General features: G+C 56.9%; 16 protein-coding genes and 2 pseudogenes. 10 read left to right on the top strand and 8 right to left on the bottom strand.

The window, feature by feature from the left end; translation table 11 throughout:
* Window positions 1-29: 29 nt before the first annotated feature.
* From glmU to M2D63_RS14580, 4 genes are all read left to right on the top strand, one after another.
* A complete protein-coding gene (glmU, locus tag M2D63_RS14595; RefSeq protein ID WP_285863639.1) occupies window positions 30-1,397 on the top strand; it encodes a bifunctional UDP-N-acetylglucosamine diphosphorylase/glucosamine-1-phosphate N-acetyltransferase GlmU in 1,368 nt (455 codons plus the stop codon).
* Between the two features lie 187 nt (window positions 1,398-1,584).
* Window positions 1,585-2,364, top strand: coding sequence for a DeoR/GlpR family DNA-binding transcription regulator (locus M2D63_RS14590; RefSeq protein ID WP_285863638.1), 780 nt, complete (start codon window positions 1,585-1,587; stop codon window positions 2,362-2,364).
* Window positions 2,365-4,200 carry a glutamine--fructose-6-phosphate transaminase (isomerizing) gene (gene glmS / locus M2D63_RS14585; protein ID WP_285863637.1) on the top strand — a complete coding sequence of 612 codons (1,836 nt, stop codon included), beginning with the start codon at window positions 2,365-2,367 and terminating at the stop codon, window positions 4,198-4,200.
* Window positions 4,201-4,362: 162 nt separating this feature from the next.
* Window positions 4,363-5,040 carry a TniQ family protein gene (locus tag M2D63_RS14580; RefSeq protein ID WP_285863636.1) on the top strand — a complete coding sequence of 226 codons (678 nt, stop codon included), beginning with the start codon at window positions 4,363-4,365 and terminating at the stop codon, window positions 5,038-5,040.
* A gap of 618 nt (window positions 5,041-5,658) precedes the next feature.
* Here M2D63_RS14580 and M2D63_RS14575 read toward each other — a convergent pair.
* Complete coding sequence (locus M2D63_RS14575) at window positions 5,659-5,907, bottom strand: hypothetical protein (RefSeq protein ID WP_285863635.1); 249 nt, start codon at window positions 5,905-5,907, stop codon at window positions 5,659-5,661.
* 166 nt (window positions 5,908-6,073) lie between these two features.
* Between M2D63_RS14575 and M2D63_RS14570 the strand changes: the two genes are divergently transcribed.
* The gene (locus M2D63_RS14570) at window positions 6,074-7,312 is read left to right on the top strand and encodes a hypothetical protein (RefSeq protein ID WP_285863634.1); all 1,239 of its coding nucleotides are present in this window, start codon (window positions 6,074-6,076) and stop codon (window positions 7,310-7,312) included.
* A 1,172-nt stretch (window positions 7,313-8,484) separates the two neighbouring features.
* A pseudogene (locus M2D63_RS14565) lies at window positions 8,485-8,847 on the top strand (histone-like nucleoid-structuring protein, MvaT/MvaU family); the annotation flags it as partial.
* A 295-nt stretch (window positions 8,848-9,142) separates the two neighbouring features.
* On the opposite strand, the gene M2D63_RS14560 reads toward M2D63_RS14565, so the two are convergent.
* Entirely contained in the window at window positions 9,143-11,893 is a 2,751-nt protein-coding gene (locus tag M2D63_RS14560; RefSeq protein WP_285863633.1) for a hypothetical protein, read from the bottom strand.
* Between the two features lie 1,674 nt (window positions 11,894-13,567).
* Between M2D63_RS14560 and M2D63_RS14555 the strand changes: the two genes are divergently transcribed.
* Window positions 13,568-14,730 (top strand): IS3 family transposase gene (locus tag M2D63_RS14555; protein ID WP_285863632.1). Its coding sequence is split into 2 segments (ribosomal slippage): window positions 13,568-13,823 and window positions 13,823-14,730, totalling 1,164 coding nucleotides; the frame shifts between segments, so codons are not numbered across the junction.
* Between the two features lie 30 nt (window positions 14,731-14,760).
* Here M2D63_RS14555 and M2D63_RS14550 read toward each other — a convergent pair.
* Window positions 14,761-15,759 (bottom strand): hypothetical protein, encoded by a 999-nt coding sequence (locus M2D63_RS14550; RefSeq protein WP_285863631.1) that lies wholly within the window; start codon window positions 15,757-15,759, stop codon window positions 14,761-14,763.
* Window positions 15,760-16,175: 416 nt separating this feature from the next.
* On the opposite strand from M2D63_RS14550, the gene M2D63_RS14545 reads away from it, so the two are divergent.
* The 3 genes from M2D63_RS14545 to M2D63_RS14535 all read left to right on the top strand — a co-directional run bounded on the left by M2D63_RS14545 (window position 16,176) and on the right by M2D63_RS14535 (window position 19,472).
* On the top strand, window positions 16,176-17,372 hold the full coding sequence (locus tag M2D63_RS14545; protein WP_285863630.1) for a hypothetical protein: 1,197 nt from the start codon (window positions 16,176-16,178) through the stop codon (window positions 17,370-17,372).
* Between the two features lie 213 nt (window positions 17,373-17,585).
* Window positions 17,586-18,620: a phospholipase D family protein gene (locus M2D63_RS14540; RefSeq protein WP_285863629.1), complete on the top strand. Its 1,035-nt coding sequence runs from the start codon at window positions 17,586-17,588 to the stop codon at window positions 18,618-18,620.
* Between the two features lie 300 nt (window positions 18,621-18,920).
* Window positions 18,921-19,472, top strand: coding sequence for a hypothetical protein (locus M2D63_RS14535; RefSeq protein ID WP_285863628.1), 552 nt, complete (start codon window positions 18,921-18,923; stop codon window positions 19,470-19,472).
* Between the two features lie 1,025 nt (window positions 19,473-20,497).
* Here the strand turns inward: M2D63_RS14535 and M2D63_RS14530 are convergent.
* From M2D63_RS14530 to M2D63_RS14510, 5 genes and pseudogenes are all read right to left on the bottom strand, one after another.
* Window positions 20,498-22,339: an amidohydrolase gene (locus M2D63_RS14530; protein WP_285863687.1), complete on the bottom strand. Its 1,842-nt coding sequence runs from the start codon at window positions 22,337-22,339 to the stop codon at window positions 20,498-20,500.
* 239 nt (window positions 22,340-22,578) lie between these two features.
* Complete coding sequence (locus M2D63_RS14525) at window positions 22,579-23,145, bottom strand: antibiotic biosynthesis monooxygenase (protein WP_285863627.1); 567 nt, start codon at window positions 23,143-23,145, stop codon at window positions 22,579-22,581.
* 116 nt (window positions 23,146-23,261) lie between these two features.
* Window positions 23,262-23,357 (bottom strand): annotated as a pseudogene (locus tag M2D63_RS14520) (hydrolase); the annotation flags it as partial.
* A 34-nt stretch (window positions 23,358-23,391) separates the two neighbouring features.
* On the bottom strand, window positions 23,392-24,405 hold the full coding sequence (locus tag M2D63_RS14515; RefSeq protein WP_285863626.1) for an alpha/beta hydrolase: 1,014 nt from the start codon (window positions 24,403-24,405) through the stop codon (window positions 23,392-23,394).
* A 32-nt stretch (window positions 24,406-24,437) separates the two neighbouring features.
* Window positions 24,438-24,857 (bottom strand): organic hydroperoxide resistance protein, encoded by a 420-nt coding sequence (locus tag M2D63_RS14510; RefSeq protein WP_285863625.1) that lies wholly within the window; start codon window positions 24,855-24,857, stop codon window positions 24,438-24,440.
* Between the last annotated feature and the right edge of the window lie 115 nt (window positions 24,858-24,972).

Genomic DNA, 24,972 nt, shown 5'->3' with positions numbered 1-24,972 from the left:
GCTGACCACCCAGGATTGGTAGCCCGTCAATGTCTCTCGATATCGTTATTCTCGCCGCAGGCCAAGGCACCCGCATGCGTTCGGCGCTGCCCAAGGTTCTGCACCCGGTCGCCGGCGACTCCATGCTGGGCCATGTTATCCACAGCGCTCGGGCGCTCGAGCCACAAGGCATTCATGTGGTGATCGGGCACGGCGCCGAGCTGGTTCGTGAGCGTCTGGCCGCCGACGACCTGAACTTCGTCCTGCAGGACAAGCAACTGGGTACCGGTCATGCGGTCGCGCAAGCCCTGCCGGCACTGAGCGCCGATACCGTGCTGATCCTCTACGGCGATGTGCCGCTGATCGAGGTCGACACCCTCAAGCGCCTGCTGGCCAAGGTCACCCCGGAGCAACTGGGCCTGCTGACCGTCACCCTCGATGACCCGACCGGCTATGGCCGCATCGTGCGTGATGCCCAGGGCCAGGTGGCGGCGATCGTCGAGCACAAGGATGCCAGCGACGCGCAGAAAGCCATCAAGGAAGGCAACACCGGCATTCTCGCGGTGCCGGGTGCACGCCTGGCCGAGTGGCTGGGCCGTCTGTCGAACAACAACGCCCAGGGCGAGTACTACCTGACCGACGTGATCGCCATGGCCGTTGCCGATGGCCTGGTGGTTGCCACCGAGCAGCCGCACGACCCGATGGAAGTGCAGGGCGCCAACGACCGTCGCCAACTGGCGGAACTTGAGCGTCACTACCAGTTGCGCGAAGGCCGCCGCCTGATGGCCCAGGGGGTGACCCTGCGTGACCCGGCGCGTTTCGATGTGCGTGGTGAAGTGACCGTTGGTCGTGATGTGCTCATCGATATCAACGTGATCCTCGAAGGCCGCGTGATCATTGAAGATGACGTAGTGATCGGCCCGAACTGCGTGATCAAGAACAGCACCCTGCGCAAAGGGGTGGTGGTCAAGGCCAACAGCCACCTGGAAGGCGCCGTCATGGGCGAGGGCAGCGATGCAGGTCCTTTTGCCCGCCTGCGTCCGGGCAGCGTGCTGGACGCCCGTGCCCATGTGGGTAACTTCGTCGAACTGAAGAATGCCCACCTGGGCGAAGGCGCCAAGGCCGGCCACCTGGCCTACCTGGGCGATGCCGAGATCGGTGCGCGCACCAATATCGGCGCCGGCACCATCACCTGCAACTATGATGGCGCGAACAAGTTCAAGACCACCCTCGGCGAGGACGTGTTCATCGGCTCCAACAACTCGCTGGTCGCCCCTGTGGATATCCTTGCGGGCGCCACCACGGCGGCCGGTTCGACCATTACCCAGACGGTCGAAGCCGGCCAACTGGCTGTGGGTCGTGCACGCCAGCGCAACATCGACGGCTGGAAGCGTCCAGAGAAGATCAAGAAGGGCTGAAGTTACCCACAGCCATGAAGCGGGGCCGACTGTACGGTGTATAAGTCGGCCCTTTTTCCTTCTGTGGATAAGCCGGTCCTGTGGATCAAGTTATACACATAGGAATTTCATCGGATCAGCTTGACGCATCCAGTGCTTTAGGTTTTGATTGGCATCATTATCTTTCGAAACGAAACTTAATTGCCAAATGTCGAAACGAAACACCCCGCAACGTCGCCACAACATCCTGGCTTTGCTCAATGAGCAGGGTGAGGTGAGCGTCGATGCCCTGGCCAAGCGTTTCGAAACGTCGGAAGTGACCATCCGCAAGGATCTTGCCGCCCTGGAAGCCAATGGCCTGCTGCTGCGCCGCTACGGTGGCGCGGTGACCATGCCCCAGGAGCTGATCGCCGACCAGGGCCAGCCGGTTTCTCTTTATAAGCAGGCGATCGCCAGGGCCGCGGTGGGTCGTATCCGTGAACACGCGCGTATCATCATCGACAGTGGCAGCACCACCGCGGCCATGATCCCGGAACTGGGCCATCAGCCAGGCCTGGTGGTGATGACCAACTCGCTGAATGTCGCCCGTGCCCTGAGCGAACTGGAGCACGAGCCGGTGCTGTTGATGACCGGCGGTACCTGGGACCCGCATTCCGAGTCCTTCCAGGGCCAGGTCGCCGAGCAGGTCCTGCGCTCCTACGATTTCGACCAGCTGTTCATCGGTGCCGATGGCATCGACCTGGAGCGGGGCACCACAACTTTCAATGAGTTGCTCGGTCTGAGCCGGGTCATGGCCGAAGTGGCCCGTGAAGTGATCGTGATGGTCGAGTCCGACAAGGTCGGACGCAAGATTCCCAACCTTGAGCTGCCCTGGGGCAGCGTCAACACCCTGATTACCGATGAGCGCTTGCCCGTTGAGGCGCGCGAACAAATTGAAGCCCGCGGCGTCCATGTGATTTGCGCCGCTCTCTCCAAGGAGCATGTCTAAATGTGTGGAATCGTTGGTGCCGTCGCCGAACGTAATATCACTGCCATCCTGATCGAAGGCCTCAAGCGCCTGGAATACCGCGGCTATGACAGCGCAGGCCTGGCGGTCTTCACCCAGCAGGGCGCACTTGAACGCCGCCGCCGCATCGGCAAGGTCAGCGAGCTGGAAGCGGCCGTCGCCGCCGAACCACTGACCGGCTTCCTGGGCATCGCCCACACCCGCTGGGCCACCCACGGTGCGCCGAGCGAGCACAATGCCCACCCGCACTTCTCGGGCCATGACCTGGCCGTGGTGCACAACGGCATCATCGAAAACCACGAAGAACTGCGTGAGCACCTCAAGGGCCTGGGCTACGTCTTCAGCTCCGAGACCGACACCGAAGTCATCGTCCACCTGCTGCACCACACCCTCAAGACCCTGCCGGACCTGGCCGACGCCCTCAAGGCTGCGGTCAAGCAACTGCACGGTGCCTATGGCCTGGCCGTGATCAGCGCCAAGCAGCCGGACCGTCTGCTGGCCGCCCGCAGTGGCAGCCCGCTGGTGATCGGCCTGGGCCTGGGGGAAAATTTCCTGGCTTCGGACCAACTGGCCCTGCGCCAGGTCACCGACCGTTTCATGTACCTGGAAGAAGGCGACATCGCCGAGATCCGTCGCGAGCAGGTGACCATCTGGGACGTCGCCGGTACCAAGGTCCAGCGTGAAACCGTGCAGTACCACGAAGGTGCCGAAGCGGCCGACAAGGGCGAATACCGCCACTTCATGCTCAAGGAAATCCACGAGCAGCCAACCGTGGTGCAACGCACCCTGGAAGGCCGCCTGGGCAAGGACCACGTCATGGTCCAGGCCTTCGGTCCGCAAGCCGCCGAGCTGTTCGCCAAAGTGCGCAATGTGCAGATCGTCGCCTGCGGCACCAGCTACCACGCCGGTATGGTTGCCCGTTACTGGCTCGAAGGCCTGGCCGGCATTCCGTGCCAGGTCGAAGTGGCCAGCGAGTTCCGCTACCGCAAGGTGGTGGTGCAGCCGGACACCCTGTTCGTCTCGATCTCCCAGTCCGGTGAAACCGCCGACACCCTGGCCGCTCTGCGCAACGCCAAGGAACTGGGCTTCCTCGGCAGCCTGGCGATCTGCAACGTCGGTATCAGCTCGCTGGTACGTGAGTCTGACCTGACCCTGCTGACCCAGGCCGGCCCGGAAATCGGCGTAGCCTCGACCAAGGCCTTTACCACCCAGCTGGTCTCGCTGATGCTCCTGACCCTGTCCCTGGGCCAGGTACGCGGCACCCTGGAAGCCGGTGTCGAAGCCGAGCTGGTCGAAGAACTGCGTCGCCTGCCGACCCGCCTGGGCGAAGCCCTGGCCATGGACGCGACCGTCGAGAAAACCGCAGAGCTGTTCGCCGACAAGCACCACACCCTGTTCCTCGGCCGTGGCGCCCAGTTCCCGGTGGCGATGGAAGGCGCGCTCAAGCTCAAGGAAATCTCCTACATTCACGCCGAGGCCTACCCGGCCGGCGAGCTCAAGCATGGCCCGCTGGCCCTGGTCGACAACGACATGCCGGTGGTCACCGTGGCGCCGAACAACGAACTGCTGGAGAAGCTCAAGTCCAACCTGCAGGAAGTGCGCGCCCGTGGCGGCCAACTGATCGTCTTCGCCGACCAGGCCGCCGGCATGAGCAACGGCGAAGGCACGCATGTGATTGCCGTGCCCCACATCATCGATGCCCTGGCGCCGATCCTCTACACCATCCCGCTGCAACTGCTGTCGTACTACGTGGCCGTGCTCAAGGGCACCGACGTCGACCAGCCGCGTAACCTGGCGAAATCGGTAACTGTCGAGTAACGGTTGCTGTTGTAACGCCCAGATTTGGTTTTAGAGAATTAAAACTGTCGCTAGCTAATAAAAACTGTCGCAGCGTGAAGGGAGCTACCCGTCGGCTCCCTTCCGCGACAGATCGCCGCCTCCCCCGATTGCTCGACGGGTACACATCCCGACCCATCTCCCATGCTCTTGAAAATACAACCCGACGAATCGCTCACTTCTTATGTAAGGCGGAACCTCTTCCTCAGCTGGTATGCGCCTGGTGTCGCGGTTTTCAAAGAGCTGGCAAAACGTCCTGCATTTTGGAAAGCAGAGGTCCAAGCGATCGCTTCGGCGTTTGGATGGCCAGGTTGTTACGGCTTCAATCGTCTGATTCACCAGCACACCATGCTGGCGGCTATCTACGTCATTAAAAATGCCCAAGACTTTTCTTATTCTGAAAATCAGTATGCTTCTGAGGATTTCCGCTTATGTAATTGGGACGCTTCATACTGCCCTGACTGCGTGAGAGAAGATCTTGAGAGCCTCGGGTTTTCGTACTGGAGACGCTTCTGCTCCCCCCACGTGAAGGTCTGTCACAAGCACAACACCGTTCTTTTGGACCATTGCCCCTTTTGTGGAAAGTCGTTTTCGCGCTACGGGCATACTCTGGATGTGATGTGGCGAAAGTGTGAAGGCAGGCATCTTGGTGATGCGTCATCAATCCCTAACGATGACCCAGCGGCACTAAGACGGGCCATTGTGTTTCATGGAATATGTTCGTCCCCACATCACATCAGTGATGTGGGAGCACTCCGCGTCTTACGAGACAAGGCAGCATCACTCATTCCGATGCTGTCGGGCGATCTTGCCTTGGAATGAATCGCCCCGGATTCTCTAGACACCTTGCAAGCTCACGGTCTGGTTGGGGTATTCGACAAGTCGCCATCACCCAGCCGTGAAAGTGCAGCGGATAGCCATTTAATTGATTGGCTATTTAGTTAATGGCAATTCATTTCAATGAGCTCATGACAACGGTCTAGCCTTTGCAATCTAGGGATTGCTACCTATGACTAGGACAGTGTTCTCAAGCTTGGTATCACCTTGGAGTGAATTTTTCGTGCTGTTCTCTCACGTTGGGTGAGCCATAGCCTCATTGAGGAGACATTTACTATGGATCCGTGCCGGACAGAAGAAAAATTGGTAATTGAATTGACGCAGCCCGTTCATGACGAGCACGACCTATTGCCTTGCGAGGTTCCTAAACCGCCCCGGCTTCACTTCACTGGGAGCGGCGAGGGGTGGCCACCCCGGCCGGTTGGCCAAAGCGAAGTACATTACCTCGAGGCAACCCCAATCTCTGGCTCCTTAAACGGTGCCTTTGAAGCGGAAGTAAAGCGGGCAGCACTCGAGGACCGGCAAGTCCGGAACCTGTTGGGTGATTGCTTTGTCCACATCCATACCGACACGCTTACCTCATGCAAGGGACGAGACCGTGATTTACGGCAGCCCCTGGCTACACGCCTCGTCTTTTTCAGTCATACCAATAATGTGGCCGTCGAGGTCGAAATGGGGGGGATGCACGTCCATGACGCATTGGCAGTTCCCGCGTTCCAACCCCCGGAGGCGATCGAAGAGGTAGTGGATGCGGTCGCAATCGCACGGGCTGATCCGCGACTGAGCCATCGCGTAAGGGATCTTGAGGGAGTGGCGCTCTTGAATACCTTTGATGCCGAAGATCCATGTCATGGCCTTCGCGTCCTGTGGGTCACCTTTGTTGAGGCTGGGGAGCATGAAGATGAGATAGCAGCTTGTTTTGGCGCCGCGGTGGACATCATTAATCGCCGTGTGCTCGTAATCCGGGAGGAGCCTGCACTGGTTCGACTAGAGGACGGATCCTCTGAGGAGGTAGGCCGTGCCTAACACCAAATCCGGCCACGTCCACTGGGGCTCCTGGGACTTCGATTACGATGTCAGTGGGTTCGAGGGGCTCTCCCTTTTGAATGGTTTCTATCGCGGTCGCTCGGCAATCGGAAAGTTCAGCATGCCAGTGATCCGGGTGCGCTACCTCGTCAATGGTGGTGCATTAGATTGGCGACGGGCAGTCGGCAAAGGCGCGGGCCCCTATGCGGACAGAATTCGCTGGAAGCTCGGCGGCAATTATGGGTTGCAGAAAATAAGCAACCGGAATGACCAATATGTAGGGCTCTTGTACTACATAATGGACGGAGTTCAGTGGCTAGAAATAAGCGTGTACGCACGCATCGGGGCTTATCACCTCTACCAGTGTTGGCATCTGAGTGAGGATGGGTGGATCGCGCCGCGCATCTGGAGTAAAGGGCTCACCATTAATATGGATCATTGGCATCATCCTTATTGGCGCTTGGACTTCGATATTGATGGGGCGGATAATCATCGGGTGTTTGTGCGAAATTTTGGCGCCTGGCGCTTCTATACACGTGAAACGAACGATGCAAAGAACTCTGATCCGCGGGCAAACACAGCCTGGTTCGTGCGCAACGAGCAGACCAACCAGGGCGCGTGGATAATCCCGGGTGACAACGATGGTGTCGCCGATACCTTTTCGCGGATCGACATGGGCGTGAGGCGCTACAACCAAGAAGAGGAACTCCATCCTTGGCGATACGAAAAGTCGCCCTTTGGGAGTTGGGATTGGCAGTTTGACACGGGCGGTTTGCGCTTCGACAATGGGGAAAGCGTTGACCAGACTGATATTGTGTTCTGGTACGTTTCCCACATGTCCCACCACGCAAATGAGGGGAAGGACCACTGGGGCTCGTCGGGGCCTTGGATTAAGTTTGACTACAATGCGCCACCAGCGCGTCCAACGCGGGACTTTGGTATCGTTGTCGACGTCAAACGCAACCAGACAGGCAACGACACGACCGTTCGCGGACGCGGATTCACGCCTGGTGGGTCTGTGGTCATCACCTTCAATGGCATACCGAACCGAGCGCAGACTGTCCGCTCGCGGACTGCGGATGGATCGGGCAAGTTCATCCTAACCGAAGCGTTTGGTTATACGAGCCGGAACCAAGACGATGCTTTTGGGAAGGTTGATATTTACGCCTTCGATGTGACGACAGGCGCGATGGCTACCTACACAGTGACGTCGGCATATTGGGTTCCGTGAAATCTGCGGGCTGAGTCCAGCCGTAGTATGCCGGTGGCTGGAGCCCGCGTACGGAAATAACTATACAAGCTCAATTGTGGAGCTTGGTTGGATGTTCGCTGAGGGCACAACAGCCTTGATGGATGGTGCCTTCGACTCAAGTCGGACCCTCGGGCATGTAGCGGCAAAAGTGAGTGAGGGGCGCACGGAAGATTGTCGTAGACTAATTTGGTTGATGTCCCAGGGATTGAGCGAAGGAAATCTCCCTTAATCCACTCTGCGTCGATCACCTCAGGAATGAAGCACAATTGATCGAAACCGGCGCGCGGTTGCTGACTTGCTCAAGCTTGAGCAGTTCGCTGAACAAATTCATGAGTTGGTCGACCGATTCGACAAAGTTAATCCTGCACTTTTGACTTAGCTGAAAGTTGCTGGCGTTCTATAGCTGGATAGGTGTTTGAATAGCCTTGCTTCAATCACGTCTCCATGCGTAGTCTGTCAGAAACACCTATGGAGACTTTTTATGTCCGATGATTCAACCCCTTTCGACCGTCTCATGGAAGGGCCTATGCTCACCCCTCCGAACCCAACCACTCTCGGGCACTTCATCACGCTACTGCTGGGAGTCGAGAAGCAGTTGGGCCGGAAGCTGTCGGAGGGGGAAGTTGAAACCATCCAGACACTCTCCAAAGGCTCTAGTAACACTGTGGACCAAGCCCTTGCAGCTATCAGGGGTGACCAAGGTAAGAAGCCACGCCTCCCGCAGACAGATAGCGGTCTGACGATCTAATCATCGGGCCCTCCGTATCAATATGACTGTTGGCGCTGATGCGATTTTGACCCTGGCTGCCGGAAATCGTTAACCCACTCGAATACATCAGTAAACGATGTTTTGGCGCGGGATTTCATAGGCCGAATTTAGGTCAGGCAAAATCAGCAGTCTGGGTCAAAATCGCATCAGCGCTATCACCTTTCGGACTCTGTAAGGCGCTTCGCAACAGCCATTTCCTGCATCACACGCGCACCTCGCTATGGTGCGCACACGCTAAGGATGAGGTCAAAGCACGACGAAACGATCGGGGCGTGTACCACGGCTCCTGGATTTGTGAAGCTATCGAGCCGTGGGCGCAGTGTCCTGGCCAAATTGAGATATAGTGAGGTAGCTATCTAATTGCCTCCCGAGGAATCAAACGTCCCGTCTTGCAGAATTTCGCTTCCTGGAACAACAACTTGCTGCTCAGCTTGCTGAGCTTGAGCAACTGAAAAACGATGGCGCGTTAAAGGCTGAGATGGAGTTCGAGGAAAAGCTCCGGGCGCTGTTGGCTGAGTACGGCTTCAGTCTTCGAGACATCGTGAGTATCCTCGATCCCCAAGCTATTCAGCGGCAGACCATCCCTGCCCCCGAGGGCAAGCGCAGTCGCAAACTTCGCGATGTGAAGACCTACAAAAATCCCCATAACGGCGAAGTCGTTCAAACGAAGGGCGGCAACCACGCCGTGCTCAAAGCGTGGAAGGCCCAGTACGGTGGCGACGCCGTTGAGTCGTGGCTCCAGTAATCGTTCAAGTGAAGGGGGCTTCTGCAGGAGAATCCGCAGATAGTCATCAAGCAGTGAGTGGGGCCTGCTCGCAGGTGCTGCTGAAAGGTTGGCTGAGCGGTAGCTTATGAATCGACCCTGGTTTCCTAGACGCCTCCAAACCATCGTTAAGTTTGGAGGCGTCTAGGAAACCAGGGGCGATTCAAGCTTTTTCAACTGCGTGTCCGCTTCGCATCAACCCAGCCCGCGGATATTGTCGCATGTCGTTTTCTGCGCAAACGCTGATTAGTGTTGAAACAAATAGTATGTTGCCCCCTCAAGGGTGCGCCTGACTTATGGCGTTCGAACGCCGCCACGTGTCCAATAGATCCTGTGCGCCGTGCATCAGGGGAGCAAGTTGTTCCCATTGAACGCCAACATTGCGCATATCCTGGAGCAGATCAGGCAGCAGGCCGACATGTTGTAGACCGTCGAGGTTGAAATCCCATCCGCTTCGAAATTTCTTCCAGCGCTTCATCGGGGCAAGCTGAGCCCCTGGCACGTTCCCTCCGTAGTGCCAATCCTCGGAATAGTCCGCCCCGCGATTGTTGTACGTCACGAGATCCTTGATGGGCTTGCCATCAGAGTATGTCTGGAACTTGGGAGCTCTATCCTCTCGATCCTCTGTGCTATCCCGCGCCACTACTTCCTTCCAGCGCTTGGGCATCTGACTGTCCGGCTCCGACCAGTCTTTGGCCCATCGGGAGCTAACCGGAGCTCGACTGGCATAGTCCTCGTACCAGACAGCGCTGTGCTCGATGAGCTGCCGCGCTAACATGATAGCGGGCCACTGCTCCATGCCCGTACTAGTGCCGCGCCCAAACTGGCCGCATGCCGACTTGCCTGGTATTGCGACTCCGAAACGAGGATTGTGCTGACTTGCCATCCCATTAAAGTCGGTAGTCAGCGTCAATCCGTGCCCGGACATCGCCTCTAGCATCCAAAGATACTTGGTTGCGAAGGTCTTCGACGAGCCATCACAATCGTTCACAATGCCGGTGGGCAGCTTGAAGGACCTAAGTGTAAGCTCGGATGCGGTCTGCGACTTACACATCCCGCTTTGGCAAGCACCTCCACTTCCATAACTACCATCCCACGCTGCGCAGTCGCTGTCCCTCGTGCACTGACCACCCGCGGTATTTGGGGCGATGAAGTTCGGCCGTGGAAAAACGCCGACGGTGCCGCCATTAGTGCTCACATAAGCGATCTCCTTGGGCGTGCGGGTCGACTCATCGTTCGAACCAAACGACGCCTGCAGTGGTATTGTGGATGAGCCCTCTTTCTCGAGATCTCGCACAGTCGTGTGCACGCCCATTACTGGGTAGTCTCCGCATGTCTGGCCTTGCGGGCAACCGGCAGCAGCGATACCAGCCTCTCTCGCATAGGTAGCGGCTAACGTATAGACCTGCCCACGCATTCTCTCCGACATGTGGTCGACGTCCAGAAGTATCCCCTTTTTCATCGCGGCTCTAAAAAATGCGATTCCGTCCTCTCCGCCATCTACAAAGATACCTTGCATGTTCCGATGACCCGCCACGTTGACGTATTGAGTGTCGACAGGCTCACCGAACTTATCAACAAACGCTGGAATAAAGGTATTGTGGAGGTCACATCGGCCACTTGCTTGCAGGACACGCGCTAGGTCGTTGCCGACGTACATCTGCAAGATCTGATGGTTCAGCACCTCTGATGGAGTTTTCCAACTTCCATCGCTGTGAAGCAATGTGCGAGGAGCATTTGGACTATCTGGTCGGATCCCACCTTGACCAACTCGGTATGTAACCGGATAGTCGCTGCCGATCACCGGGTCCGGGGTGCTTGTATCGAACTCGAACCAACCTTGAGGGTTCCAGGGCTGTCGGCCATCGCCGCCTAGTTTCTTCGTCAAGCTAAAATCCCCAAAAGCAGCCTTGAGCGGGATGCCCCCGAGACTCATATCAAAAATCAGATTTGTGAGCGGTCCGGAGGACTCCAACGGCGTACCGTCGAGAGGTGTTCCGTTGAGGAAGTAGTTGTTTGCAACGTACCTATCGTCAAATATTGCGGCTCCTCCAATTGGATTGTTGACTGCATGCACCGGCGATATCTTGCGGATACCAAGCGCCCATAAGTCATCGATCTGCTTCTGCATGCTGTCAAAACCAACAAGGGGGGAGCGCGGCCAAGGGAGGCCGCTCGGCCTCATTCGACCGAGCTCGTCTACCTCGCTGCCCAGGATGACCGCCATCCGGCCAGACCGAATGGTTGCTTCAGCTTCCTCCGGGGTATAGACAATTTTCGCGATATGCGAGAGCTTCGTACTCACAACTCGCTTTGCAGCATCTGTCTGGTCTTTTAATGCTTGCCAGTCAGAAGCGACGCCATTGCCATCGCCAACGATAGCCAGAGCGCGACTGTTGACGACATCCCAAACACCAAGACGCATACCACCCTCGTAGGCCCGGCGGATCATATCGGCTTGGTACTGGTTGTGCGTCTTTCCCTGCCCTATGTAACTGTGCCAACCCTCTTCTTCCTTCGGATACCAGGCCAACGTAGGGGTCGCGGCAGGCCATGTGTCGGTTTCGGCGATCAACCCCTTGTTGAACGAGGCGTTAACTTGGACCCCAAGGTTACCGACCGCCCGTGTGTAGCCAAGCCAAGACTCCGAGAGTATGCCGCCGAAGAGCAAAGCCCCGCTGGTTAGCTTTTGCCCCCCATGCAGCGTTAACCCTTCAACGACAGGAGTGGTAAGCAGCAAAGCCGCTGCTGTGCCGGCGACGGTGGCTTGGCACTGAACTGCGGCTCCAAATCCAAACACTGGCACCAAAAATAGCGGGGAGCACACCGATGTAGCCGCTGCGGCACTGACAAAGAGTGTGACCTCTCCGGATAGATAGCATGCGCTCTCTTCGGACGGACTCGCAATCGCTGTCCGGCCACCAGCCCCAAGAATCGCAGGTAGCGGCCGCGAGCAGTCGTAAACGTCTTCGAGAGAATCACTTACATCGCCCCAAATGACGTGCCCGCCAAAGGCCAGGTTTGCCATCGGATGGGCATGAGCGTCGGTGAATCCCCATAAAGGCGGGGACGAAGGTACTACTCCTATGGGCCCACAGCCGCCTGAATTGACTCGCCGCGAGTTGCAAGGTCCACGTCCGACAGGAAGCCAATGAACGTTCTCAGGTGCTGTTTCGGTAAATCGAAAGTCGTCGACATTGATGTGCTCGGGCCTGTACGTGAGGCAGCCCCGCTCCGCCCGTTTCAAGCACTCGGAACGAGCATCGTCAACCACTCGAATTTGGACCTCTCTTCCCACGAATGGTCGAAGATCGAAGACATATACTTGCATCCAGTCGGTCTCATCGTGGTCCACCGACGTTACGGACCGAACGACAGTCCAGGGACCAATGAGCGGAGGAAAGTGTTGAGCGGCAGGCGGCGCTGCCAGCATCTGTGTCGCGGCCCCTAAGAGTTGTGGAAACGAGATTCCTGCATACTGGCTCGCATCGGCGCCTCGTACGAGCAGCTCAACTCGTTGCGAAGGCGAGCGGCCGCCACTCAAGCGGAAGGTAAGAAATGGAGCTTGTAACTCGCAAGGCGGGGACCGTAGTGTTCCTGTAGCCTCCTCGGGTCTCTTGTCACCCGGATGCTGGCGCCACGATGGTCGTAAATACCGTGAGCTGATCCAGAAGTCGCCGTGATGATTTGGGCTCTGACTGAATCGCCAGTAATCGCCACCGATCGTGTCGGCAATCTCCGGCAGCCATCCTGGTGGTTTGATGTTCTCAATAGGGCTAGCGTGTCCATACACGGGAGCGGCCACGATTTTCTGATCAACATTATTGATGTCCTTAAATACCGAAGTCCCTGGATCGTCGCTTTTCCAACCTGCGAAGTCAGCGCGAACCCCATCCCCTTCGTAAATGAGCGACTCAAAGTCCCACCCGTTGCCAGGCGCGCAAACTGAATCCGGTCTAGGGAGCGGATTCACCGCGAAAGGATTAAAGGGTTTGTCCACCGAAGGCTGTGGCGGCGGTGGAAGGTGTATGGGCGGGGCATCGACATCCGGTGATGGTGGCGGTCGCTTGCTATCCAAAGTCACCGGACGATCCGGTAGGGCCACCGGCTGCCTGACCTCCGTAACCCTGAGGCAGCCGCTAGTGGGCAGAGCGTAGCAAGTCTGTCCATCACCGCACGGGAACGTAGTTGCCCAGGGCGGTACGCCATCCTCAGGTACATAACTCCATTCAGTCGCTTTTGAACCGTCAGCACACAGAGGGGACGTTGATGCGGTCAATTGGGCCGACGCAGCACCAACGCCAAGAGCCCCGATGAACAACCCAATGGTCAGCCACCTTGAAATGGCGCCGTGCCTGCCCTCCATTCGCAATAGGGTTGCGCTGAGTTGCTTACCAGCGCCTTTTATTGAAGGCATGTTGTTCCTCCCTAATGGAAGCGCAGCCCCACAATAAAACATACCCATAGCCTCGCCGTTTTGGGAGGGATTCCCCCAACAGCGCTCAACGAGAAACCGCAACAGCGCTGACACCTTTGGTGGCCGAAAGCGCTTGCGGTATTGCTATCTATTAAACTTAGACAACCGCTTGCTAGATGCAACAATTGGCACCTGCCGACCACGTATAAATCTGGTCTGTCTGTAGTGGTCTAATGATTCCGGACACCCATTTAGGCGAGATTGCTCGCCACAGAGAGGTGTCTGATGACCAAGCAACGCCGTACCTTTACCCCCGAGTTCAAGCGCGAAGCTGCCAGCCTGGTGCTCGACCAGGGCTACAGCCACATCGACGCAGCCCGTTCGCTCGGACTGGTGGAATCGGCCCTGCGCCGATGGGTTAACCAGCTCCAGGAAGAGCGAAACGGTGTGACGCCGGCTAGCAAAGCGCTGACGCCCGAACAGCAGAAAATCCAGGAGCTGGAAGCTCGGATCAATCGCCTGGAACGGGAAAAAAGTATATTAAAAAAGGCCACCGCGCTCTTGATGGCCGAGGAACACGAGCGTTCGCGTTAATTGATCAACTCCGTGCTCAAGAGCCTGTTGATCTGTTGTGCTCGGTATTTGAAGTCACCCGATCCTGCTATTACGCGCACTGTCGCAAGCGCCGATTTCCAGACGTTAAGCGGCTGATTCTGCGCAGTCGAGTCAACGAACTGTTTATCCAAAGCCTCAGCGCGGCGGGCAGCCGAAGCATCATGTTCATGATGCGCGAGGACGGCATAGCAATTGGCCGATTCAAGGTGCGCAAGCTGATGAATGAGATGAAGCTGATCAGCAAACAGCCTGGCTCACACGCTTACAAAAAAGCGACGGTGGAGCGACCAGATATCCCTAACGTGCTGGATCGAGCGTTCACCGTGTCGGCGCCGAATGAAGTCTGGTGTGGGGACATCACCTATGTCTGGGCTCAAGGTCGCTGGCACTATGTGGCGGCCGTGATCGATCTTTTCGCTCGTCGTGTAGTGGGCTGGGCGTTTTCATCGAAGCCCGATGCTGAGCTAGTCATCAAGGCTTTGGACATGGCCTATAAGCAGCGTGGCCGGCCTCAGAATGTGCTGTTTCACAGTGACCAAGGATGCCAATACGGCAGCCGAAGCTTCCGTCAGCGGCTGTGGCGTTATCGTTTCAAGCAGAGCATGAGTCGGCGTGGAAACTGCCACGACAATGCACCGATGGAACGGTTGTTTCGCAGCCTGAAAACGGAATGGGTACCGACCGTGGGCTACATGAGCGCTTCGCTAGCACAGCAGGATATCGGCCGGTTTTTGATGCAACGCTACAACTGGCAACGGCCACATCAATTTAACAGCGGGCTGGCGCCCGCTGTGGCCGAGGAAAAACTTAACGCAGTGTCCGGGATTAGTTGACCACTACAACTGAGTTTTAACGGCCGCCGCTTATCCTCGCCCGCTCAATGCTATTAAGGGCTTACTGCCGGGGGGAGCTAGACGAATCAAGCCCTTCAACTCCTCGATTGAATGTTCAGAGGGATCCCACCGGACGACCTCATGCTTGAGGGTGTTGATCAAGCCGTTCACTGAACGTACCTTGTAACACAAATCCCTGAGCACTCGAGCCATTTTCAGCTCATTTTGATCCGGAACACGATAGCGAGTCACCACCTCCATATAACGATCGTTATGCCCATGCGTAACTTCACAGCTATTGCCGCTACGCAGCACGACTAGACGCAGATCTTCCTTGCTTTCAAAATTCGGTAGCAGCTGGCTATAGCTGTCAATGACGCAATTCTCAACGAATGCCAGATGGAACAATAAGGAGTCGTTTTCCAACTTAAACCTATCATTGTAAGTAGAGTAATCAAGGACTTGAGCCAATAAGCCCTCCAGCACTGCAAGCAGCCGTCTACAGTACTCGCCAAGCACCACGTCCCTCTTGAATGAGGCAATCTCTAGAGATGCCTTGGAATGAATAAAACAGAGTAGCGTATCAATGACAATATTCACCTCTTTCTCTAGCGCCAAGATGACCCTGAGATTTTCACTCGACTCGACTATTCTACGACTTTTATAGGCCCGACGGTGCTCGGCTATCCTGTCTTCGAGAGTTGCCAGCAACTCGTTGGCAGCTACCGATAGGCTCTCACATTTGGGCAGCCTGATCCGAAAATCGCTGTACGATATGGAATCATGCCAGTAGCTGTACATGGACTTATATTTGCTGATAACCGTCTGATCACCGGCATCTTTGTGCAACGCGTGAAGCGTCTCAATCACCGGTGCAAAATCAACGAGAACCCGTTCCTGGTGATCCAAGGGCCGCACCATCTCGAAAAACTCAGGAATTGAGAGGCTTTCTGAGAGGTATCCTATCTGGCCGTTGGCTTTTCTAAGCCCTACAAACAGCTGAGTTTTCTTTCCTTTTTCGTCTTCCATTTCGCACCTATTGATCAAGAAAAATCACGCAACCCCCGCAGCAAAACAGGTCGTTGGTCTGTTCCGGATTGAATAAGGAGGATAAGGAGGATTAGTCGATGTGGCTAGGCCTGTGTGCTGCATCGACCGGTTGAGTCCACAGTCGATTGCAGCCATTTGCGACCGAGCGCTATCGCCCCAAAGAGGAAACCATCGCGGTTCACTAAATCGCAGTTCTTTATGCTGACTCAGCCCACACTGTCACAGTAATTGCTCCACGGCGCGGAGTCATTACCATGAGGCTGCGCTTGGTCAATAAGGGGCTTGATCTGAGCCTGGGCAGGCTTGAGACGCTTATGCTAGAGGCAGACAGTCTCAGGATGATTGGTTTATCATAAGTCGGTTGCGAGTTTCCAATTCTCCGGATGGAGTGGGTAATGCTGTTTTATGTCCAGCAGGTGAACAAGGAAAAGGCCTCTGGCCTCCATCAAGTTGTCCTCGATTTCGCGACATCGCAAGATCATGTGAGGTTTGCTCGCACCCTCAACGCCCGATCTACCTTGGATGGTTTGGCGCAAAACAGTAGTCCCTCAATGATCCGCTTTTCCTACGATCCAGTTGGATACAGGAGTTTTCGAGAGGGCTCTTGGTATAACATCGATCCCCGAGCCTTTGACGGTGCAGAGTATGTTCCGGCAGATGTGAATGCTGCTGGCAGTTTGTTCTTGGGCGCGGAAATCAAAAATGTTCCTTGGGATAACGTTTCACGTCTTAAGAATCTTTCCTCGCCTCAAATCGCCAAGGTCTCCACTGCCCCTATTCAATTTCTCACCAATCCGGACACAACTGGCACAATCACTCTTACCGTTGTGGAGTGCGGACATGCAAACTGGAACGAAGTGTTGACCCCGAGCGACAGAATCATTTACGACGTTGGAGCTAGTCGCCTTTTCACCAAGGCCCAAGTTAGAGCCATAGTCGAGAGTCGTAAAATTAGTACTGAAACACGGCCAATATGCCTATTCATTAGTCACTGGGATATCGACCATTATTTGGCATTACTCGAATTCACACCACTAGAACTGGCTAAATTACGCATTGTGGTGGTTCCAAGTCAGGTCCCCAATACGGCAACATTTCAACGCGTAAGCCGTCTACTAGCTAGCAACAATGTAACTTTGACGGCCATTCCTCCAGCGACAAGAGCTCCCAATTCGTCCCGAGCGATCGTTCTTGCACAACATTGGCGTCAAGGCGCGTTTACCTTGTTTCGCGCAACGCCGGGACGTGCTCGTAACCAGACAGGTATTGTGCTGGCTGTTCAAGGGGCGAATCAGGTGGCACTGCTGACGGGGGATCACCATTACGACAAAGTACTGAGCGCCGCGACGGATGTTCCGACCTTCAGGAAATCTCCTTGTGTACTAGTGACACCTCACCATGGCGGTGCTGCCGGCGAGGTATCAGCTGTAGGCTGGAAGAGCTTTTTTTCAAAGTTGACTACGCCGATTTCATGTGGCGTCAATACCTATGGCCATCCGATCGATAAGGTGGAAACGGCGCTGGTCTCTATGCAAGGAGGAACTGAGCTTTGGCGTACTGACCAAAAAGGGACATGGACCACGACGTTGTGATTACGAATATCTCGGAGCTCATACTTGGGGTGGCCGTTAGCCCGTTCCTTGACTGCTATCGACACAGCCGACAATCTGCAAGCTGCTCAACACCGGGCCCCACTAGGCCGTCCAAAAGTTCGTAGTTGTGCTGCTTAATGATTCTGCTGTCTCAACCTATAATCCGTCACTCAATTCAAAATGCACCTGAGACTGTAAGCAAAGGAGTACTTAATGTTCATTGGTCCGGAACAGTATCGAAAGGCTCTTCGCTCGATGGTCGCCCAAGAGGCTTCGTTGGACGTGGCTGTCGCATTCTGGGGTGATGGCGCAGAGGCGATCATCCATCCCGAGGACGGGAAGGCGCTGCGAGTCATCTGCAACCTCAGAAGTGGCGGGACAAATCCTGCGGTGATCAAACTGCTAGTTGATCGAGCAAAGACAATGGATCATGTCCAGATTCGTCAGTGCGACCGGCTACACGCGAAACTAGTTGTGGGGCCTAACTCGGCAATCATTGGCTCAGCAAACATATCCGCAAATGGCTTGGGCTTTGAAGGGTCTGAAGTTGCGCACTGGCTTGAGGCCGCAATTCAAACCGTCGACAAACAGGAAGTCGAGTCAGCACAGAAGTGGTTCGAGCAGCTTTGGCTGTCGAGTGACAGCAGACCTATCACAGCTCAGGACCTAGCCGACGCAGCCGACGCCTATGCGAAGAATCGGGATCGACGCCCTGATTACAGCAGGAAGGTGCCTTTCTCTTTCGATAACTACTCAGTGGCTGATCTAGAGGACCGGAACGCCTACGCTCTTCTGTACACGTCAAGGCCTGGCCCTGAGGCAGAAGCCAGGGCTAAGCAACACGAAGACCAAGAGCGAATTGAGCATGGAGGCGACAGTCAGAACGGCGAGGGCATAGAGCGTTGGTCGTTTGAGAGCTGGCCAGACTCTCTCGACACCACAGAGAAGAACGAATACCTCTGTATTATCTGGAACGAGAACGGTGGTGTAACTGTTGACGGTGCATGTCGTATGACAGGTACAAAACTCAATTTTACTTATAAGGAAAGTAACGAGGAGGGTTGGGTCGATCTCGCCAAACCGTCAACTACGCTGCTTGGTAGGCGTCTTGTTCAAGTAGATCGTCAACGGGTCGCGAGGGCAGTGAGGCCAAAGATCGACGCTATTTGGAACGCTGCCGAGCCGCTTGATGCCGACGCCAGACGCATTCACCTTTCCACGCTTAAACTAATACTTCAAGCGCAATAGAAATTCGTGGAGCCGTGAGCGCCAGGCTTGGGTGATCCCCCACCTTAGGCATTTCGCGGCTAGTCTTCGCTTCGGTGTGAGGTCATTTTTAACCGCTCATGAGCAGCAGCTGATTGCAATCCTACGTGACAGGCAGCAATCGATAGCTGCCATTCGACAAAAATTGCTCAAGCCGCACGGTGTCGAGGCCTATTGAACCAATAGGAGGCCAAGCCGCGAGGATGAGGTTGAGATGGCCTTGGCGTTTGGAATATATTCGAGATGCTGTATCCCCAACCTAATCAAGAGGTTGCTTGACCCATGAACCACCCACGGTCTGAATTGACGAGTAACGGAGGAGTCATCACGTATGACCCCGCTGTGTCATCGTGGGGGGAGAAGGAAACAGCTCGTGAAATTGCGCTTCTTGAAGCATTGGTACTGGAAGACGACATTTGTCGTGCGATTGAGACGGCGTTCCATGCCGTCGAAAATGGCCATTCTGCGAGCGAGCATGATCCTGGCTACAGAGGAACCGGGGCGCTAGCCAGAGAGATCATTCCAGTTGATGTCGATGGAGAAGTGAAACAGTCCTACCTTGATTACGCGATGTACGTGATCTTGGAGGGCCATGTCTCATTACGCAAAGCTGTCACAGTTCTCCGAACACTCTCCCGACGGGCGTTAAGAGCATGCCCATATTTGTCCCATGGTCTAGCTGCTGCTCTAGCTATCCGCCAAATCACCTCTGCACAGAAAAACCTATCTTCGCTTCTGTCCACCCTCAGCCAATCGGCTGATGCTGCCTTCTATCGCATCCCTCTCTTTGCCGACGGTCCAGAGCTCAGCGAGTTTCGGCACCGCCACCGTTAACGCCTCCTCTTCACCAAAAAGATCAGGAATTAACCTTTCTTTATATAGAGGACGGGTCAGTTATGACTTTCCGTACCATTTCCGCTGGCCTTCTGCATGGCGGAACGATTCGTTGTGAACATTGCTTCGACCTAGAAGCGTCTGTCATTGAGCTCTCGTATGCCCATGAGCACGATACTAGGGAGCATCTGGTTCTGTGCCGCGAGTGCAGCAGGCTTGCAGGACTGCTGCGTTGCAAGGGGTGTCACCCTGAAGCATCGATCCAAGTCATGGCTGGGGAAATCAATAGAAGGCTCATTCCCATGTATGCCCCTGCTGATCTGCAGGCTGGGCGGTGCAGTCGACACCTTGCGATTGACTAACGCGGTTACACTCCAGAGGTGATTCCGTAGAACTATCCCCCTGTGAAGGAAAGCGAAGAGGCGACCTTCAACAGGGGCTAGGGGCTTGTACCACTGACCGGAATTACCTGTAACGTCAGGAGTGTCTGAGGGCCAGGAGCTTCGATGGGCTTGGAGCGTACATATTCAGCTGAGGCGATTTCGTCTGAATTCGTCAACTTGATGGTCAACACCCATAAATACGAAGTCAAGGCAGTCACAAGCCAATCCCGGCTTTGACCTTCTCCCCCTGTCCGGAGAATCGGCCATGTACACTATGTTCCTGTTCCCAGGTGACACCCCGGTCGACAGTTCAACCCACGTCTGGTTGATGACCATCGGTCTCGTTGCCTACTTCATCCCTCGTCGATGATTCAGTCACCGGCGGCCGACCAGCCGCCGGTGATCTTGAAAGCGCATGAAAGCCGCGTCGTTTCTGCCTGTGACAGTTTTAATTCTCTAACGCATCAGTCCGATCCGGCGTTTTGGGCGATTGCGACAGTTTTGCGTTTCCTCTCCAAGAGGCTGCAGGCCGCGAAGGACGGGAGCCTCCCGCGACAGTTTTAATTCTCTAAAATCACAGATTGTTGGGGCAGAATCAAAAAAAGGGCCATCGCGGCCCTTTTTTTTCGACATCACATCAGCTTAGAAAGCAAAGCACGAACAGCCCAGCGCACCCCAGAAACCCTGGAAGTCGTTCACCGGTACACTCGATTGACGCGCCTTCTCATGGCTGTGCGCATGAACCCCGCACGGCCCCGAGCACTGGTGCACGGCTGCCGCCAGCGACGGCGTGCCCACGCGCCAGTGCCCCGGCACCTTGGCCACGGGCGACCACTCCGGCAGCACTGGCACCTGTGGTGGGCCGAGGCGATCGAATTCGCCCGCCGCATACACCACCTTGCCGTCGACGATGGTCAGCACCGATTCGATGCCCTTGATCGCTTCTTCTTCGACGCTGAAGAAGTCCAGCGACAGCGCTGCCAAGTCGGCCAGTTGGCCTACCTTGATCTGCCCCTTCTTGCCCTGCTCGCTGGAGAACCAGGCGCTGCCTTGGGTGAAGAGCTGCAGTGCGGTGTCGCGGTCCAGGCCTTCCGGGTACAGCTCCATGCCACCAACGGTCTTGCCGCTAACCAGCCAGTACAGCGAAGTCCAGGGGTTGTAGCTGGACACGCGGGTGGCGTCGGTACCGGCGCCCACCGGCACGCCCATTTCGAGCATGCGCTTGATCGGTGGGGTCTGCTCGGCAGCTTTAGCGCCGTAACGGTCGACGAAGTACTCACCCTGGAAGGCCATGCGGTCCTGAATGGCGATACCACCGCCCAGGGCACGCACGCGCTCGATGTTCTGCGGGGTGATGGTTTCGGCGTGGTCGAAGAACCACGGCAGGCCGTTGAACGGGATGTCGCGGTTGACCTTCTCGAACACGTCGAGCATGCGCGTGATCGATTCGTTGTAGGTGGCGTGCAGGCGGAACGGCCAGCGTTGCTCGACCAGGTGGCGCACCACCGGCTCCAGCTCTTCTTCCATGGTCTGTGGCAGGTCCGGACGCGGCTCGAGGAAGTCCTCGAAGTCGGCGGCGGAGAACACTAGCATCTCGCCGGCGCCGTTGTGGCGCAGGAAGTCAGTACCGCTGTGCAGCTTGACGCTGGAGGTCCACTTGCGGAAGTCGTCCAGCTCTTCCTTGGGCTTCTGGGTGAACAGGTTGTAGGCGATGCGCACGGTCAGCTGGTTGTTGTCGGCCAGCGCTTGGATCACCGAGTAGTCGTCGGGGAAGTTCTGGTAGCCGCCACCGGCGTCGATGGCGCTGGTCAGGCCCAAGCGGTTCAGCTCACGCATGAACTGGCGGGTGGAGTTGACTTGGTACTCCAGCGGCAGCTTCGGCCCTTTGGCCAGGGTGGCGTAGAGGATCATTGCGTTGGGACGGGCGATCAGCATGCCGGTCGGGTTGCCGAATTTATCGCGCTGGATCTCGCCACCCGGCGGGTTCGGGGTGGTCTTGTCGTAGCCGACGGCCTTGAGCGCGGCGCGGTTGAGTAGCGCACGGTCGTACAGGTGCAGCAGGAACACTGGGGTGTCAGGGGCGGCCTGGTTGATTTCTTCCAGGGTCGGCATGCGTTTTTCAGCGAACTGGAATTCGTTCCAGCCACCGACCACGCGCACCCACTGCGGGGTGGGTGTGCGTGCCGCTTGATCCTTGAGCATGCGCAGGGCATCGGCCACCGACGGCACGCCTTCCCAGCGCAGCTCCAGGTTGTAGTTCAGACCGCCGCGGATCAGGTGCAGGTGCGAGTCGTTCAGGCCCGGGATCACCGTGCGCTGCTTCAGGTCGATGATCTGGGTGGCGCTACCCTTGTGGGCCATGGCCTCGGCGTCGTTGCCAACGGCGATGAAGCGGCCATCCTTGATGGCGACTGCAGTGGCCGTGGGCTTCTCACGGTCGACCGTGTGCAGTTTGCCGTTGAACAGAATCAGGTCGGCGGTCATGGAACCTCCTTGAATGGATGCTTGGGCGGAGCCGGCAGCGCCGGTGAAGGGCAATGCAGACCAGATCGCGCCGGCGGCACCGAGTACGGTGCTGGTGGCGAGGAACTGGCGACGAGTCTTGTCGTTGTGATCCTGGGACATATTCCACTCCGTGTGGGTGCGGCGGCGACAGGCGTAACCGCAGAGCATGCCAGCTGATAGATGGCTGAGGGTTGGACGGATGTGCGGTTGGCTATTGCTCAGCCACGCAGCCAGTTCGCACAGCGACGAGTTACCCAAGGCATGATGTAGAACACCACGGGCAAGATGACGAACACGTTGACGATCAGGTTGCTAGTGATTACGCCGCCCAGCTGCGCGAAGCGTGCGAAGAACGGGGCCAGCAGCTGCGGAATGATCATGGTCATCGGGCAAATCACGAGGTAGGTCAGCAGCGCTTGCTTCCAGCGCGGCGGTTGCCGCGCGCTGACGCTCGGCGGGGTGAACCAGAACTCTGGGTCCTCATGTACCTGGGTATGGTCGCCACCTTCGATTAGCGGCAGCACTTCCTCTACCAGCGCTTGGCGTTCCGTTGAATTGACCCAGGCCTGCAGCAGGCTGGAGTCGGCGAAGCGGACCACGGTGGTGTAATGCAAGCCACCATCGTCGGGACGGATAACGTTGACATCTAAATGACCAGGCTGGCGACGCGCAGCGCTTACCGTGCGCTTGAGCCATTGCTCGTAATTTGCCAGCGAGTCAGGACGAGCCTTGTGCTGGATAACCAAAGTAACCACGTTGCGGTTGACTGGGAGTGCGGTGTTCATCGACGTTCCTTGGGATGAGCTTGCCCGCATCCACCGTGCAATGGCGGACGGGCGGAGATTGCGATGGGGGTGCTACCCATAGCGGGTACCGACTGGCGGTGCCCGGGGCGGTCGGCTTACTTGTTGGCGTTGAAGGCGTTGTAGCTGGTCATCAGGTTGCGGTAGTCCGGGATGTGGTTGGAGCACAGCGCAGCCAGGCCTTCGATGTCATCTTCCATGGCATACATCTCCGGTCTTGAGTGGGCGTCACTTCAAATGAACCTTCAGCGCTTCGCAAGCCTGCAGCATTGCAGAGCGTACCGCCGGAACCTGGCTGACCACGTTCAGCAAGCCGTAGTCATGGATCATGCCGTTGTAGCGCACCGCAGTGACCGGAACGCCGGCTTGGTCCAGTTTGCGAGCGTAGGCTTCCCCTTCGTCACGCAGCACATCGGCACTCGCGGTCTGGACCAGTGCTGGCGGCAGGCCTTTCAACTGCTCAGTGGTAGCGCGCAGCGGCGAGGCGTAGATCTCGGCACGTTGCTTGGGGTCGGTGGTGTAGTTGTCCCAGAACCACTTCATCATGTTCTTGGTGAGGAAGTGCCCCTCGGCGTACTGGTTGTACGACGCTGTCTCGAAGTTGGCGTCGGTCACTGGCCATAGCAGCACCTGGTACTTAATGGCCGGGGTACCTTTATCCTTGGCCATCAGGCTGACCACGGCTGCCATGTTGCCGCCGACGCTGTTGCCTGCTACAGCCAGGCGCTTACCGTCGACATTGATTTCCTTGCCGTGCTCGGCCACCCATTTGGTTGCCCCGTAGGCCTGGTTGATCGCTGTCGGGTAGTGCGCTTCAGGGGACGGGGTGTAATTGACGAACACCGCCACCGCCCCGGACCCGACGACCAGATCACGCACCAGGCGCTCATGGGTCGGGAAGTCGCCGAGCACCCAGCCACCGCCGTGGAAGTACATGAACACAGGCAAGGTCCCCTTCACACCCGCCGGACGCACGATGGTCAAGCTGATGTCCTGGCCGTCGACGGTGATGGTCTTCTCGCTGACATCCGCCTCGGGCAGTGTCAGTTTTACCCCGGCCTGAGCGCCGGTCAGTACCGCGCGGGCGTCCTTCGGCGAAAGCTGCTCGATGGGTTTACCACTGCCTGAGTTCAGAACATCGAGGAATGCCTGGGTGTTGTGTTCGACGCCAGAGTCAGCGAATGCGTTACCGATCGACAAGGCAAGGAGCGAGCCAACGAGTGCTTTGGTCAAAACGTTCAATTCATATCTCCTGTTTCTGGTGAGGCGGGAAGTTAGACGGTGACGTGCAGACGGACATCGACGTTGCCACGGGTTGCGTTGGAGTACGGGCACACTTGGTGGGCCGCCTCCACCAACGCTTGTGCATCGGCTTGCTCCAGGCCTGGCAGGTTGATGTTCAGATCGATATCCAGGCCAAAGCCGCCTGGGATCTGGCCAATGCCGACCCGCGCAGTGATCGAGGCGTCGGCGGGCATGCTGCGTTTGCTCTGGCTGGCGACGAACTTCAGTGCACCGATGAAGCAGGCCGAGTAACCCGCGGCGAACAGTTGCTCAGGGTTGGTGGCATCACCACCGGCACCGCCCAATTCCTTCGGAGTGGACAGTTTCACGTCGAGGTTCTTGTCGCTGGAGATGGCTCGGCCATCACGACCACCGGTTGCGGTTGCGACTGCGGTGTAGAGAACTTTCATGGCTTTCCTTACTTTTGAATGTCTTCGGGAACAGGATGCGAGCGCCTGACCCGAACAGCGCTGGGCACTGGAAACCCCCAGAGGTTCCAGGCCAGGCTCGTTGACTCGGTTCAGT

It is taken from the genome of Pseudomonas sp. BJa5 (genome assembly GCF_030272875.2).
Taxonomy (GTDB): Bacteria; Pseudomonadota; Gammaproteobacteria; order Pseudomonadales; family Pseudomonadaceae; genus Aquipseudomonas.
Note: the sequence above shows the minus strand (reverse complement) of the source record. Positions and strands in the feature narration are given on the sequence as shown.

Coding starts and splice junctions, on each gene's coding strand:
- glmU (WP_285863639.1), top strand. CDS start 30: ATGTCTCTCGATATCGTTATTCTCGCCGCAGGCCAAGGCACCCGCATG.
- M2D63_RS14590 (WP_285863638.1), top strand. CDS start 1,585: ATGTCGAAACGAAACACCCCGCAACGTCGCCACAACATCCTGGCTTTG.
- glmS (WP_285863637.1), top strand. CDS start 2,365: ATGTGTGGAATCGTTGGTGCCGTCGCCGAACGTAATATCACTGCCATC.
- M2D63_RS14580 (WP_285863636.1), top strand. CDS start 4,363: ATGCTCTTGAAAATACAACCCGACGAATCGCTCACTTCTTATGTAAGG.
- M2D63_RS14575 (WP_285863635.1), bottom strand. CDS start 5,907: ATGACATGGATCTTCGGCATCAAAGGTATTCAAGAGCGCCACTCCCTC.
- M2D63_RS14560 (WP_285863633.1), bottom strand. CDS start 11,893: ATGGCAAACCTGGCCTTTGGCGGGCACGTCATTTGGGGCGATGTAAGT.
- M2D63_RS14550 (WP_285863631.1), bottom strand. CDS start 15,759: ATGGAAGACGAAAAAGGAAAGAAAACTCAGCTGTTTGTAGGGCTTAGA.
- M2D63_RS14545 (WP_285863630.1), top strand. CDS start 16,176: ATGCTGTTTTATGTCCAGCAGGTGAACAAGGAAAAGGCCTCTGGCCTC.
- M2D63_RS14540 (WP_285863629.1), top strand. CDS start 17,586: ATGTTCATTGGTCCGGAACAGTATCGAAAGGCTCTTCGCTCGATGGTC.
- M2D63_RS14535 (WP_285863628.1), top strand. CDS start 18,921: ATGAACCACCCACGGTCTGAATTGACGAGTAACGGAGGAGTCATCACG.
- M2D63_RS14530 (WP_285863687.1), bottom strand. CDS start 22,339: ATGACCGCCGACCTGATTCTGTTCAACGGCAAACTGCACACGGTCGAC.
- M2D63_RS14525 (WP_285863627.1), bottom strand. CDS start 23,145: ATGAACACCGCACTCCCAGTCAACCGCAACGTGGTTACTTTGGTTATC.
- M2D63_RS14510 (WP_285863625.1), bottom strand. CDS start 24,857: ATGAAAGTTCTCTACACCGCAGTCGCAACCGCAACCGGTGGTCGTGAT.